The sequence below is a fragment of the Klebsiella sp. C360 genome, from assembly GCF_048822415.1.
Classification (GTDB): Bacteria; Pseudomonadota; Gammaproteobacteria; order Enterobacterales; family Enterobacteriaceae; genus Klebsiella; species Klebsiella quasipneumoniae.
Map to the genome: position 1 here is coordinate 719,834 of NZ_JBMEZZ010000001.1, position 13,353 is coordinate 733,186.

11 protein-coding genes are annotated in these 13,353 nt (G+C 58.7%); 4 read left to right on the forward strand and 7 right to left on the reverse strand.

Annotated elements, in window-relative coordinates:
• Positions 1-2: 2 nt before the first annotated feature.
• Genes pqiC through rlmKL form a run of 5 tightly spaced genes read right to left on the reverse strand, consistent with a single transcriptional unit; the run spans position 3 to position 7,501 of the window.
• Positions 3-566 carry a membrane integrity-associated transporter subunit PqiC gene (pqiC, locus tag ACOI7D_RS03760; RefSeq protein ID WP_032455285.1) on the reverse strand — a complete coding sequence of 188 codons (564 nt, stop codon included), beginning with the start codon at positions 564-566 and terminating at the stop codon, positions 3-5.
• Positions 566-2,203 carry an intermembrane transport protein PqiB gene (gene pqiB / locus ACOI7D_RS03765; protein ID WP_032455284.1) on the reverse strand — a complete coding sequence of 546 codons (1,638 nt, stop codon included), beginning with the start codon at positions 2,201-2,203 and terminating at the stop codon, positions 566-568. Before pqiB ends, pqiC begins: the two co-directional genes overlap by 1 nt.
• The gene (gene pqiA, locus ACOI7D_RS03770) at positions 2,193-3,461 is read right to left on the reverse strand and encodes a membrane integrity-associated transporter subunit PqiA (protein WP_023289047.1); all 1,269 of its coding nucleotides are present in this window, start codon (positions 3,459-3,461) and stop codon (positions 2,193-2,195) included. The genes pqiB and pqiA overlap by 11 nt, the downstream gene beginning before the upstream one ends.
• A gap of 14 nt (positions 3,462-3,475) precedes the next feature.
• Entirely contained in the window at positions 3,476-5,383 is a 1,908-nt protein-coding gene (locus ACOI7D_RS03775) for an ABC transporter ATP-binding protein (RefSeq protein WP_023289046.1), read from the reverse strand.
• 12 nt (positions 5,384-5,395) lie between these two features.
• Positions 5,396-7,501 (reverse strand): bifunctional 23S rRNA (guanine(2069)-N(7))-methyltransferase RlmK/23S rRNA (guanine(2445)-N(2))-methyltransferase RlmL, encoded by a 2,106-nt coding sequence (gene rlmKL, locus ACOI7D_RS03780; protein WP_023289045.1) that lies wholly within the window; start codon positions 7,499-7,501, stop codon positions 5,396-5,398.
• A 99-nt stretch (positions 7,502-7,600) separates the two neighbouring features.
• Here rlmKL and ACOI7D_RS03785 point away from each other — a divergent pair, with 99 nt between their 5' ends.
• Positions 7,601-8,710, forward strand: a complete 1,110-nt coding sequence (locus ACOI7D_RS03785; RefSeq protein ID WP_109546485.1) for a YcbX family protein — start codon at positions 7,601-7,603, stop codon at positions 8,708-8,710.
• Here the strand turns inward: ACOI7D_RS03785 and zapC are convergent.
• Positions 8,707-9,249, reverse strand: a complete 543-nt coding sequence (zapC, locus tag ACOI7D_RS03790; protein WP_023289043.1) for a cell division protein ZapC — start codon at positions 9,247-9,249, stop codon at positions 8,707-8,709. The two genes, ACOI7D_RS03785 and zapC, sit on opposite strands and share 4 nt — an antisense overlap.
• A 169-nt stretch (positions 9,250-9,418) precedes the next feature.
• Positions 9,419-10,429: a quinone-dependent dihydroorotate dehydrogenase gene (pyrD, locus tag ACOI7D_RS03795; RefSeq protein WP_004201417.1), complete on the reverse strand. Its 1,011-nt coding sequence runs from the start codon at positions 10,427-10,429 to the stop codon at positions 9,419-9,421.
• Positions 10,430-10,677: 248 nt separating this feature from the next.
• Between pyrD and ssuE the strand changes: the two genes are divergently transcribed.
• The 3 genes from ssuE to ssuD are packed head-to-tail and all read left to right on the forward strand — an operon-like array spanning position 10,678 to position 13,350.
• Positions 10,678-11,253 (forward strand): NADPH-dependent FMN reductase, encoded by a 576-nt coding sequence (gene ssuE / locus ACOI7D_RS03800; RefSeq protein ID WP_050532906.1) that lies wholly within the window; start codon positions 10,678-10,680, stop codon positions 11,251-11,253.
• Positions 11,246-12,208, forward strand: a complete 963-nt coding sequence (locus tag ACOI7D_RS03805; protein ID WP_420663513.1) for a sulfonate ABC transporter substrate-binding protein — start codon at positions 11,246-11,248, stop codon at positions 12,206-12,208. The genes ssuE and ACOI7D_RS03805 overlap by 8 nt, the downstream gene beginning before the upstream one ends.
• Complete coding sequence (ssuD, locus tag ACOI7D_RS03810) at positions 12,205-13,350, forward strand: FMNH2-dependent alkanesulfonate monooxygenase (protein WP_023289041.1); 1,146 nt, start codon at positions 12,205-12,207, stop codon at positions 13,348-13,350. The genes ACOI7D_RS03805 and ssuD overlap by 4 nt, the downstream gene beginning before the upstream one ends.
• The last annotated feature ends 3 nt before the right edge of the window (positions 13,351-13,353 follow it).

The window sequence follows — 13,353 nt, forward strand, 5'->3', positions numbered from 1 at the left end:
ACTTATGGCAGACGGTTAAGCTCGCTGGCAATGGCTGCCGCCTCCTGGCTCCACGCCTGCGCCAGGGTCTTGACCATCGCATCATATCCATCCTGATCCTGCTTAAGCACGATGTTAAACGGGCGCTTGATCAGCTGCCCCTGATGCTTCAGCAGCCACTCACCGCTGACGATAACCCGCCCGTCGTAGCGTCCGTGAAAGCCGTTGACCGCGACGTTGAGCGTATCCTGTTCGCTACCCAGCGGCTGGGATGACACCACCCAGCCCGGCAGCTGTTGGCTCAGGTTCGCCACCAGCGTGGTGCGTAGCTGCTGGTCCAGCGGGCTGGCCCACAGATTATTATTGGCGATCACATACTGTACGTCGGTGGTCTGGTAGACCACCCCGTTACCCGCCAGATAATCCGGGATGCTGACCTGCTCAACCCACAGCAGACGTGCCCCCTGGCTGGCGGCGCGCTGTGCGCCGCCCTGCGCCACCGGCAGCTGGTAATACGTTTTGCTTTCGCCGCCGCTACTGCATGCCGTCAGCACGCATACGGTTGCCGCGAGTAACCATTTTTTCATTATTTCGCTCCCTTCGGCTGTGGGTCTTTTTTATCCTTCGCCTCAAATACCAGCGCATTGCTCTTATCATTGAGCGTTTTCAGGACCGGCTGCAGCTCGCGCAGCACCTGATCCAGACGCTGCATATCGGCCACCATCTTATTGTAGGCCGCGGAGCCCGGCTGGAAGCCCTGCATGCTGCGGTTCAGCTCGCGCAGCGTCGTCTGCATATCGGCAGGCAACTGCTGCATCGACTGGCTGGAGGTGATCTTATTCAGACTATCCAGCGTGGTCTGCACGTGCTGCATGGTCTTCTCGCTCTGCGCCAGGGTGCTCGTCGCCTGCTCCAGCAACGGATTGAGCGGCAGGTTATTAATCTTATCCAGCGCATCCATCAGACGCTGCTGGATCTGCGCCAGACCACCGCTGATGGTCGGGATAATCGGATAGCCGTTAAACTCCTGCATTTTCCCGCGCGGCGGCGCCTTCGGATAGAAGTCGAGATCGATATACAGCGCGCCGGTCACCAGATTGCCGGTTTTCAGCGAGCCGCGCAGTCCGCGGTTGATCAGATCGTCAATGTGGGCGCGAATATTCGGATCGCCGCCCAGCTGGTTAATCAGACGTTGCGGTTCAACCCGCACTTCCACCGGAATGCGATAGTCGTCGTTCAAACGCTGCTTCAGACCGGGGATGAAGAATGGCACTTTGCCGACGGTTCCCAGACGGATGCCGCGGAACTCCACCGGCGCGCCGGGCTGCAGGCCGCGAACTGAGTCTTTGAAGAACATCACATAGTCAATATGTTCGGTAAAGACCGAATCCTGGATGCTCTTCTGATCGTCAAACAGATGGTATTCCGTTTTATTCGCCACCGGCTCGCCGAGATCCAGTCCTTCCGGAATATCGAAGCTCACGCCGCCGCCAAACAGCGTCGACAGCGAGCCCATCTCGACGCGCATCCCCGCCGAGGTCAAATCGACAGCGATCCCACTGTCCTTCCAGAAGCGGACATTGGTGGTCACCAGGCGGTCATTGGGCGCATTGATGAACAACTGATAAGTGATACGACGTTTCTGGGTGTCGAAGGTGCTGGTTTCCACCGACCCCACGCGATAGCCGCGGAACAGCACCGGATCGCCTGGCGACAGCTGGCCCGCCTTGCTGCTCTCCAGCAGAATACGGATCCCCTTGGCGTCCGGCGAGGCCAGCGGCGGAGAATCAAGCAGCGGATACTGCTCCGGCACCGTACCTTTCGACCCCGGCTGCAGTTCAATATAGGCCCCGGACAATAATGTTCCCAGGCCACTGATCCCCTCGCGCCCTACCTGCGGTTTCACCACCCAGAAGACGGAATCGTTGTGCAGTAATTTCTGCATCCCGGAATTGAGGCGGGCTTTGATTTCCACGTGGGTTAAATCGTCGGTCAGCGTGGCGCTCTCCACCACCCCAACGTCCACGCTACGGCTCTTGATACGGGTTTTTCCCCCTTCAATCCCCTCCGCATTCGTGGTGATCAGCGTGACCTCAGGTCCCTGATGGCTGTAATGATAAAACAGGATCCACGCCCCGATCAGCGCAGTGACGATAGGGAAGATCCACACCGGTGACCAGTTCTTCACCTTCTGCACTTTCGCTTCTCCGCTCTTATTTTCCATGTTGTTGTCTTTCCTCATGGCTTGAATCTGGCTCACGATCCCACAGTAAACGGGGATCAAACGTCATGGCTGAAAACATGGTCATCACCACCACCAGCGCAAACATAACCGCGCCGATGGCGGGATAGATATTCATCAACCCTCCCATGCGCACCAGCGCAGAGAGTACGGCGATGACAAAAACATCAATCATTGACCAGCGGCCAACAAATTCCACCACTTCATAGATCAGATGCATGCGTTCCGAATCGCGCGCACCGTTGCCATTGGCATTCCAGCACAGCCAGGCGATAGCGATCATCTTTAGCGTCGGCACCATAATACTGGCGATAAAAATCACCAGCGCCACCGGATAAGACCCCTCGCTCCACAGTAAAATTACCCCGGCCATGATGGTTGACGGCATTTTATCGCCCAGCAGATCGGTGATCATGATCGGCATAATATTGGCGGGGAGATAGAGGATAAATGAGGTCACCAGCAGGGCCAGCGTCCACTGCAGGCTGTTTTTACGCCGCGCCGTTCCTTTACTATGACAGCGCGGGCAGACCGTCTGGTCGACGGGTAACACCGCCGTGCAGCAGGCGCAGGAGCGCAGCCCCTGGCGGATGCCGGCCACTCCGACCTTCAGCGGTTGGCTAATGGCTGGCATGGGGGCAATATCATCCCACAGCCAGCGGCGGTCGACGCACTGGAAAGTGCGTAACTGCAGCAGACAAAACATGCACCACGGAACAAAGCTCAGACCGATACCGATATCGCCATAGGCCATCAGCTTAACGAAGCTCACCAGCACGCCGGCAAGAAAGATCTCCGCCATTCCCCACGTCTTCAGGTGAAACAGAATTCGCGCCAGAAACGCTTTCAGGCCAGCGGGCATCCTGACCCGATTGACCAACAGCAGAATGGTGACCAGGCAAAAGGCCGGTACCAGTTGCACAAAGAGTAAAAAGAAGGTGCCGAGGCTGGCGTAATCCTCGGTAAATAACACATTGGGAATTTCCAACAGCTCTATTTCGCTGCTGATCCCGCCCACTTTCATGTAGATAAATGGAAACAGGTTGGCCAACAGCAGCATAAACAGCGCGACCAACGCGTAAGCCGTGGGACGCTGGCGAGGCGCGTCCCACGTGGTGGTTAACGTTGTACCGCAGCGCGGGCAAGCGGCTTTCTGGCGATGCTCCAGCTGCGGCAAAGCCACCAGCAAATCACATTGGGGACATAAAATATGTCGCGCAGCATGATGATGATCGCACATGACAACTCCTCGGCTCAGGCGCCGTTCTTTAATCCTTCGAGATATTCCCAGCGTTCAAAGGCTGCTTCCAGCGCCTGTTCCGCTTCGGCCAGCTTAGCCAGCACCTGCTGCGTGCGATCGTGCGGTTGTCCAAAGAAGTCGGGATCGGCAACCTGTTCCTGCAGCGTCTGCAGTTCGGCCTCGAGAGCTTCCAGCTTCTGCGGCAGCTGTTCCAGCTCGCGCTGCAGGTTATAGCTTAGTTTGTTCCCACCGCGTTTGACAGTTTCTGCTTTTGGCTGAGCGACTTCCATCGTTTTTTTCGCTGCCGGCTGCTTCTGCGCCAACGACTGGGCCTGCTGGCCGCGGGCATCGTGATAGCCGCCGATGTACTGGCCGATGCGACCGCCGCCTTCGAAGATCCAGCATTCGGTTACGGTGTTATCCACGAACTGACGATCGTGGCTTACCAGCATCACGGTGCCCTGATAGCCATCGATCAGCTCTTCCAGCAGCTCCAGCGTTTCGACATCCAGGTCGTTTGTCGGTTCATCGAGAATCAATAAGTTGCTGGGTTTCAGGAACAGACGCGCCAGCAGCAGGCGGTTACGTTCCCCGCCGGAGAGCGCGCGCACCGGGGTCATCGCCCGTTTTGGATGGAACAGGAAGTCCTGCAGGTAGCCCAGCACATGGCGCGGCTTACCGTTAACCATCACCTCTTGCTTACCTTCCGCGAGGTTATCCATCACCGTCCGATCCGGATCCAGCTCTGCGCGGTGCTGGTCGAAGTAGGCGACTTCCAGTTTAGTACCGACGTGGATCCGCCCGCTGTCGGCCTGCAGCTGGCCAAGCATCAGCTTCAGCAGCGTGGTTTTCCCACAGCCGTTGGGGCCAATCAGGGCAATCTTGTCGCCACGCTGGATCTGCGCGGAGAAATCTTTCACCAGCACTTTGCCATCAACCTGGTAGTTGACGTTCTCCATTTCGAACACGATTTTGCCGGAGCGCGAAGCTTCTTCAACCTGCATTCTGGCGCTGCCCATCACTTCCCGGCGCTCCCCGCGCTCGCGACGCATCGCCTTCAGGGCGCGAACGCGGCCTTCGTTACGCGTGCGGCGCGCTTTGATCCCCTGGCGGATCCATACCTCTTCCTGGGCCAGCTTGCGGTCGAATTCCGCATTCTGCAGCTCTTCAACCCGCAGGGCTTCCTCTTTATCCAGCAGATACTGATCGTAATCGCCCGGGTAGGTCACCAGCTTGCCGCGATCGAGGTCGACAATGCGCGTCGCCATATTGCGTATAAAGGAGCGGTCGTGCGAAATAAAGATAATGGTGCCTTTAAAGGTTTTGAGGAACCCTTCCAGCCAGTCGATGGTTTCGATATCCAGGTGGTTGGTGGGTTCATCGAGCAGCAGCACGCGCGGCCCGCTGACCAGCGCGCGGCCCAGCGCCGCTTTACGCAGCCAGCCGCCGGACAGGGATGCCAGCTGCGCGTTGGCGTCGAGACCAAGCTGCTCAATCACTTCGTTAATGCGGCTGTCCAGCTGCCACAGCCCCAGGTTATCGAGCTGCTCCTGCAGGCGCGCCAGTTCATTTAAATTTTTGTCACTCGGATCGGTCATGACCTGATGCGACACGTCATGATAGGCCTTCAGGTAGGCCGCCTGCTCGGCGATGCCTTCCGCGACAAAATCGTACACCGTACCGGCGACATTGCGCGGCGGATCCTGCTGCAGACGCGCCACAATCAGATCCTGTTCATAAATAATGCGCCCGTCATCCAGCCCCTGCTCGCGGTTGAGGATCTTCATCAGGGTCGATTTACCGGCGCCGTTGCGTCCGACGAGGCAGACGCGCTCGTTATCTTCGATATGCAGCTCGGCATTATCCAGCAGCGGCGCATCGCTGAAGGAAAGCCAGGCGCCGTGCATACTAATCAGTGACATTCTTTATTCCTTTCAGGCTGCGGTAATCAGCCAGCAGTTGTGGATCTGACGGTTGCGGGCAAAATCCTGCGACAGCGTTTTTTGCGAAATTTCTTGCGCCTTCAGGCCAAGCGCCGCCAGCCCGTCATGATCCATACGGAAACCGCGTTTGTTATTCGAGAACATAATGGTGCCGCCTTTACGCAGCAGACGTTTCAGATCGGTCATCAGGCGAATGTGATCGCGCTGGACGTCGAAAGCATCTTCCATTCGTTTGGAGTTGGAGAAGGTCGGCGGATCGATAAAGATCAGATCGAACTGCTCGGTGCTCTCCCGCAGCCAGCCCAGCACGTCCGCCTGCATCAGGCGATGCGCGCGGCCGGTCAGGCCATTGAGACGCAGGTTGCGTTCCGCCCACTCCAGATAGGTGCGCGACATATCCACCGTGGTGGTGGAGCGCGCGCCGCCGAGACCGGCGTGGACGCTGGCGCTGCCGGTATAGGAGAACAGGTTCAGGAAGTCCTTGCCTTTGCTCATCTGGCCGAGCATACGGCGGGCGATACGGTGGTCGAGGAACAGACCGGTATCCAGGTAGTCGGTGAGGTTGACCCACAGGCGCGCGTTGTACTCCTGCACCTCGATAAAGTCGCCCTTCTCCGCCATCTTCTGGTACTGGTTTTTCCCCTTCTGCCGCTCGCGGGTCTTCAGCACCAGCTTGTTAGGCGCCATGTCCAGTACGGCGATGGTCGCGGCGATAATATCGAACAGGCGCTGGCGCGCTTTGTGCGCATCGACGGTTTTCGGCGGGGCATATTCCTGGACCACCACCCAGTCGGCGTAGCGGTCGATGGCCACGTTGTATTCCGGCAGGTCAGCATCGTACAGGCGATAGCATTCAATGCCTTCCTGACGGGCCCATTTTTCAAACTTCTTCAGGTTCTTACGCAGACGGTTAGCAAAATCTTCCGCCAGCATCGCCGGCTTGCCGCCTTCGCTCTCCGCCAGGTGATAATTCTTCTGTACGCAGTCCAGCGGGCCGTTCTTGGCTTTAAACTGTTTGTCGGCGCGCAGCTGCAGGCAGCTTAACAGCTCCGGCGAGGCGCTGAACACCGACAGGTTCCAGCCGCCAAACTGACTTTTCATGATCCGGCCCAGCAGGCTGTGCAGAGCGATCAGCGCCGGCTCGCTTTCCAGACGCTCGCCGTACGGCGGGTTGCTGATCACGGTGCCGTACGGGCCTTTCGGTAGCGGATTATTCAGCTGGGCGACGTCTTTGACTTCAAAATCGATCAGCTCGCCGATGCCGGCCCGACGGGCGTTGCGACGGGCGCGGTCAATGACGCGTTCGTCGACATCAGAGCCATAGAAGCGTGACCCATATGCCGCCAGCCCCTGACGGGCGCGCGTTTGCGCTTCCGCTTTCACTTCTTTCCAGATGGCGTCGTCGTGCTGCGCCCAGCCGCCAAAGCCCCAGTGGCCGCGGTGCAGACCCGGCGCGCGGTCGGTCGCCAGCATCGCCGCCTCAATCAGCAGGGTACCGGAGCCGCACATCGGATCGAGCAGCGGGGTGCCCGGCACCCAGCCGGAGCGCATCACGATCGCCGCCGCGAGGTTTTCTTTGATCGGCGCCATACCGGTGCCATCGCGGTAGCCGCGCAGGTGCAGGCCTTCGCCGCTCAGATCCAGCGAGATGTGCGCCGTCTCTTTGTTCAGCCAGACGTTGATCCGCAGATCGGGCGACTCACGATCGACGTTCGGGCGCGGCAGGTTCTTACGGGTGAAGCTGTCGACAATGGCGTCTTTGACCTTCAGCGCACCGTACTGGCTGTTGCGGATCTCCTCATTGAGACCGCTAAAATGCACGGCGAAGGTGGCGCCAGGGTTGAACATCTCCGTCCACGGAATGGCCTGTACGCCTAGGTACAGATCCAGATCGCTGTATACGCGACACTCGCCCAGCGGCAGCATGATGCGCGAAGCCAGCCGGCTCCACATCAGGCTTTGATACAGCAGGCGCGTATCCCCCTGAAAATGGACCCCGCCCTGGACTACCTGGCAGTCCGTCGCGCCAAGCCCTTCCAGTTCAGTTTTTAACAGCTCTTCCAGCCCACGAGCCGTACTGGCAAACAGAGAATTCATATCGTCACTTTTACTTAAAGAAAATTGGTGCGCATTATAGCCAATATGTGCCCTATGTCATAAAGTTATAGGCTTATTTTTGGAACCCGGAGGCAGCGTATGGTAACGCTCTCGCGTCTTTTTATTCATCCCGTTAAATCCATGCGCGGCATGGGCCTGACCCACGCCTTTGCCGATATCAGCGGCCTGGCCTTCGATCGCCTGTTTATGGTCACCGAAACCGACGGCACCTTTATTACCGCCCGTCAGTTTCCGCAAATGGTGAAATTTATTCCGGCGCCGCTGCATGATGGCCTTCACCTGACCGCACCGGACGGCAGCAGCGCCGTGGTGCGTTTTAACGATTTCGCCCCTCAGGCCGAGCCGACAGAAGTCTGGGGCAACCATTTTACCGCCCTTATCGCGCCCGCCGCCGTTAATCAGTGGCTCAGCGGCTTTTTCAATCGCGATGTCCAGCTGCGCTGGCTGGGGCCACAGTTAACCCGCCGGGTGAAGCGCCACGATGCGGTACCGCTCTCCTTCGCCGACGGCTACCCTTACCTGCTGGCTAACGAGGCCTCGCTGCGCGACCTGCAGCAGCGCTGCCCGGCAAGCGTAAGCATAGAACAGTTTCGCCCTAATCTCGTGGTCACCGGCGCGGCGGCCTGGGATGAAGACAGCTGGAAAGTGATCCGCGTCGGCGAGGTGGTATTTGACGTCGCCAAGCCGTGCAGCCGCTGCATTTTTACCACCGTCAGTCCGGAGCGCGGGCAGAAGCATCCCAGCGGAGAGCCGCTGGAAACCTTAAAGTGCTTCCGCACCGCGCAGGATAATGGCGATGTCGACTTTGGTCAGAACCTGATTGCCCGTAACAGCGGCGTGATCCGGGTGGGGGATGAAGTGGAAATCCTCGCCCGCGGCCCGGCGAAAGCCTACGGCGCCGGCGAAAGCGACGATACCCCGGCTCCCGAGGCGCAGCAGCAGGCCACGGTTGCCATTGAATGGCAGGGTCAACAATTTACCGGCAATAACCAGCAGGTGCTGCTGGAACAACTGGAGCAACAGGGCATTCGCGTACCCTACTCGTGTCGGGCGGGGATCTGCGGCAGCTGCCGCATCCGTCTTGAAGAGGGGGAAGTGAATCCGTTAAAGAAAAATGCGGTCGCCGGAGATGGCACCATTCTCGCCTGCAGCTGCGTGCCGAAAACGGCCCTGCGCCTGGCGCCTTAAACCGCCTGCCCGAGGCTGTAGCTGACCGCGCTTTGCGCCGGCTGCAGCCTGTCGTTCATGATTTTAATCACATCGCCCAGCTGCATAACGCGGCCGGCAAGCGTGAGACCCGGCTGGGCCAGCAGACAAAGCGCGGCGTTATCGCCCGGCTCCACCACCAGCAAATTGACCTGCTCGCCGGTATCGCTCAGCCAGACGCAGGCCGCGTCGCCGCCGCTCGGCTGCCAGTGATGGGGATGGGCGACGAAGTGCCAGCTTTTCGGCATCTGCGGTTTGAGAAAACGGATCGCGGTTAATGCGTTGAGGACTAATTCCGCCCGCTGCTCTTTCGACAACTCGAAATCGCGGCATTTTTCTTCAAAGGAGAAATAGAGCGCGGCGTCATCGACGCAGAATCCCGATGGGGCAAAAGCGTCCGGGGTCAGCATGCGCCGGGCGAAGCGCGAGCGAAATAACATGCCATTGGCCAGATCGAGCATCATGCGGTCGTGCTCTTCATCGTAATACCAACGCCAGTTATCGTCAGGTTTAATCCGCATTTTTCCCCCTGTCCCCTTTCATACGCCTCTGCAAAGTTGTTGCGACTTGCCGCAGAATATTTTCTAAAATTAAGAAAAGTCTAAAATGTTTAAATAAGCAACAGTGAGGGAATATAAAACAACCAGGGCCGGAAATAAAGCCCTGGGTGGGATTCAGAGGAGGAAAAGATTAGATGTGGGTAACAATTTCTTTAATCAGCGGCGGACCTTTAAAAATAAATCCGGAATAGATCTGCACCAGCGATGCTCCGGCGGCCATTTTTTCCCGCGCGGCAATCACGGAATCAATACCGCCCACGCCAATGATAGGCAAGCGGCCATTGAGCTCAGCGGAGAGCATACGGATAATTTCGGTACTTTTTAATTGTAATGGACGACCGCTAAGTCCGCCGGTCTCATCGCAATGTTTCATTCCCTGAACCAGAGAACGATCGAGGGTGGTATTGGTGGCAATCACGCCATCAATATTATGACGCACGAGGCTATCGGCAACCTGGATCAATTCCTCAGGCAAAAGATCCGGCGCGATCTTCACGGCGACCGGAACATATTTTTGATGCTTCTGCTGCAGCTCAAGCTGCTTATTTTTAATACCGGAGAGTAAATCATCGAGCGCTTCGCCGTATTGCAGTGTGCGCAGCCCCGGGGTATTCGGCGAGGAGATATTAATGGCGATATAGCCGGCGTAGGGATAGACTTTTTCCATACAAATCAGGTAATCATCTTTCCCGTGCTCAACCGGCGTGTCTTTATTTTTGCCGATATTGATGCCCAGCACGCCGTCAAAATGCGCCTTTTTCACGTTCTCAACCAGGTTATCGACGCCATGGTTATTAAAGCCCATGCGGTTGATCAACCCCTCGGCATCCACCAGACGGAAGATCCTTGGCTTATCGTTGCCCGGCTGCGGACGCGGCGTCACGGTGCCGATCTCAATGGATCCAAAACCCATCGCGCCCAGCGCGTCAATGCATTCCCCGTTTTTATCCAGCCCGGCCGCCAGACCCAGCGGGTTTTTAAAGGTCAGCCCCATGCAGGTGACAGGCCTGGCCGGCACCTTCTGGCGAACCAGTATTTCCAGCGGCGTCCCGGTGACACGGCGTAATTGTTGAAAGGTAACTTCATGAGCGCGCTCAGGATCGAGCTGAAAAAGGGCTTTACGAACGAAGGGGTAGTACATGAACTCTCCTGGATTCCCGGTGTGCAAACCGGGGGCGTATTATGTGCGATCTGTTGCGGAAAGGGAATTGACCTGCGACAAAAAATCCCCCATCAGCGCAAACGATTACCTCCCCGCGCGCCGTTATGCGCTTTTCGGCTATCTAACGGTGGATAAATCATTTAGGGAAAGAATGGCCCTCTGTCACACTCACTACAAATGTTATCAATTATAGATAAATGCAAACATTTAGTTATAAGGAGAGAGAGATGCGCGTCATTACGCTTGCGGGCAGCCCGCGTTACCCTTCCCGTTCCAGCGCCCTGCTGGAATACGCCAGAGAGACGCTCGCCGCCGCCGATATCGAAGTCTGCCACTGGCATCTGCAGAACTTTGCCCCGGAAGACCTCCTGTATGCTCGCTTTGACAACCCGGCGCTGCAGACGCTCAATGAGCAGCTGGCCGGGGCTGACGGACTGATCATCGCCACGCCGGTGTACAAAGCCTCGTTTTCCGGCGCCCTGAAAACGCTGCTCGACCTGCTTCCTGAGCGGGCGCTGGAGGGCAAAATCGTGCTGCCGCTGGCCACCGGCGGCACCATCGCCCACATGCTGGCGGTGGACTACGCCCTGAAGCCGGTGCTGAATGCCCTCAAGGCTCAGGAGATCCTCCATGGCGTCTTCGCCGACGATAGCCAGGTGACCGATTACCAGCACAAGCCGCAGTTCACCCCGAACCTGCAGCGGCGCCTCGATGAAGCCCTGGAGACCTTCTGGCAGGCGCTGCATCGCCCCAGCAGCCGCGCCCCGTCGTTAACCTCTCTGCGTGGGGTGGAACATGCTTAATCCTCTCCGCGCTCTGACCCTCGGCGGGCTGCTGCTGTTCTCCGCCCTGGGCCACGCCGCCCCGGCGGCGCCTGACGCCCTGAGCATCGGCTATCAGAAAGGCAGCGTCAGCATGGTGCTGGCGAAAAGCCATCAGCTGCTGGAGCAGCGCTACCCGCAAACCCATATTTCGTGGATTGAATTCCCGGCCGGTCCGCAGATGCTGGAGGCGCTGAACGTCGGCAGCATCGATATTGGCGGCACTGGCGACATTCCGCCTATCTTTGCGCAGGCGGCCGGCGCCGATCTGGTGTATATCGGTTCGGAACCGCCAAAACCCAAAGCGGAAGTGATTCTGGTGGCGCAGGGCAGCCCGATTCATAACGTGGCTGAGCTAAAAGGGAAAAAGGTCGCTTTTCAGAAAGGCTCCAGCTCCCACAATCTGCTGCTGCGCGCCCTGCAGCTCGCAGGTTTGAAGTTTAGCGACATTCAGCCGGTCTATCTCGCCCCCGCCGATGCGCGCGCCGCCTTCCAGCAGGGCAATGTCGACGCCTGGGCGATCTGGGATCCGTATTACTCCGCCGCGCTGCTGCAGGGCGGCGCCCGGGTGCTGACCGACGGAACCGACCTGAAACAGACGGGATCCTTCTATCTCGCTTCCCGCCATTACGCTGAACGCAATGGCGCCTTTATTGAGGGCGTACTCGATACCTTTACCCAGGCCGATGCCCTGACCCATAGCCAGCGTGCGCAAAGTATTACGCTGCTGGCAAAAACGATGGGATTACCGGAAGCGGTGATCGCCAGCTACCTGGACCATCGTCCCCCCACCTCGGTGACCCCGGTGAGCGCTGAAACCGCCGCTCGCCAGCAGCAGACGGCCGACCTGTTCTATGAGAACAAGCTGGTGCCGAAAAAAGTTGATATCCGGGCCCGCATCTGGCAGCCCGCCGCCGCACAAGGAGCGAAATCATGAGTCTGAATATGTTCTGGTTTTTACCGACCCATGGTGATGGTCGTTATCTGGGTACCGAAGAGGGAGCCCGTCCGGTCGATTACGGCTATCTGCAGCAAATCGCGCAGACGGCGGATCGGCTGGGATTCACCGGCGTACTGATCCCGACCGGGCGCTCATGTGAAGATGCCTGGCTGGTTGCGGCCTCGATGATCCCGGTAACGCAGCGGCTGAAATTTCTTGTCGCCCTGAGGCCAAGCGTGGTGTCGCCGACGGTGGCCGCGCGCCAGGCGGCGACCCTGGACCGACTGTCGAACGGCCGGGCGCTGTTTAATCTGGTCACCGGCAGCGATCCCGCCGAGCTGGCAGGCGACGGTGTCTTCCTCGACCACACCGAGCGCTATGAGGCCTCGGCTGAATTCACCCATATCTGGCGCAAGCTGATGGAGGGGGAGACTGTCACCTTTAACGGTAAGCATCAGCGCGTTCGCGACGCCAAACTGCTGTTCCCGCCGCTCCAGCAGCCGCGTCCGCCGCTCTATTTCGGCGGATCGTCTGAGGTGGCGCAGGATCTGGCCGCTGAGCAGGTCGATCTCTATCTTACCTGGGGCGAACCGCCGGCCCAGGTGGCAGAGAAGATAGCTCAGGTGCGGGAGAAAGCCGCCCGGCACGGTCGCCGGGTGCGGTTTGGCATCCGCCTGCACGTGATCGTGCGGGAAACCAATGAGGAAGCCTGGCAGGCGGCGGACAGCCTTATCTCCCATCTGGATGATGAGACTATCGCCCGCGCCCAGGCGGCCTTCGCCAGAACCGACTCCGTCGGCCAGCAGCGGATGGCGGCGCTGCACAACGGTCGACGCGATAAGCTGGAAATCAGCCCCAACCTATGGGCTGGCGTCGGTTTAGCGCGCGGCGGCGCCGGGACCGCGCTGGTGGGCGATGCCGCTACCGTTGCCGAACGGATCAATGAATACGCCGCGCTGGGTATCGATAGCTTTATCTTCTCCGGCTATCCGCATCTGGAAGAGGCGTATCGGGTCGGCGAGCTGCTGTTCCCGCTGCTCGACGTCGCGGTGCCGTCTGTTCCGCAGCCGCACAACCTGCGTCTGCAGGGGGAAGCCGTCGCCAACGAGTTTATCCCGCGTAAAGTGGCGCAGAGCTGAGGA

Excerpts from the sequence above, each read along its gene's own strand:
- pqiB (WP_032455284.1), bottom strand. The coding sequence starts at position 2,203 with ATGGAAAATAAGAGCGGAGAAGCGAAAGTGCAGAAGGTGAAGAACTGG.
- ACOI7D_RS03785 (WP_109546485.1), top strand. The coding sequence starts at position 7,601 with ATGGTAACGCTCTCGCGTCTTTTTATTCATCCCGTTAAATCCATGCGC.
- zapC (WP_023289043.1), bottom strand. The coding sequence starts at position 9,249 with ATGCGGATTAAACCTGACGATAACTGGCGTTGGTATTACGATGAAGAG.
- ACOI7D_RS03775 (WP_023289046.1), bottom strand. The coding sequence starts at position 5,383 with ATGTCACTGATTAGTATGCACGGCGCCTGGCTTTCCTTCAGCGATGCG.
- pqiC (WP_032455285.1), bottom strand. The coding sequence starts at position 566 with ATGAAAAAATGGTTACTCGCGGCAACCGTATGCGTGCTGACGGCATGC.
- ssuE (WP_050532906.1), top strand. The coding sequence starts at position 10,678 with ATGCGCGTCATTACGCTTGCGGGCAGCCCGCGTTACCCTTCCCGTTCC.
- pqiA (WP_023289047.1), bottom strand. The coding sequence starts at position 3,461 with ATGTGCGATCATCATCATGCTGCGCGACATATTTTATGTCCCCAATGT.
- ssuD (WP_023289041.1), top strand. The coding sequence starts at position 12,205 with ATGAGTCTGAATATGTTCTGGTTTTTACCGACCCATGGTGATGGTCGT.
- pyrD (WP_004201417.1), bottom strand. The coding sequence starts at position 10,429 with ATGTACTACCCCTTCGTTCGTAAAGCCCTTTTTCAGCTCGATCCTGAG.
- ACOI7D_RS03805 (WP_420663513.1), top strand. The coding sequence starts at position 11,246 with ATGCTTAATCCTCTCCGCGCTCTGACCCTCGGCGGGCTGCTGCTGTTC.
- rlmKL (WP_023289045.1), bottom strand. The coding sequence starts at position 7,501 with ATGAATTCTCTGTTTGCCAGTACGGCTCGTGGGCTGGAAGAGCTGTTA.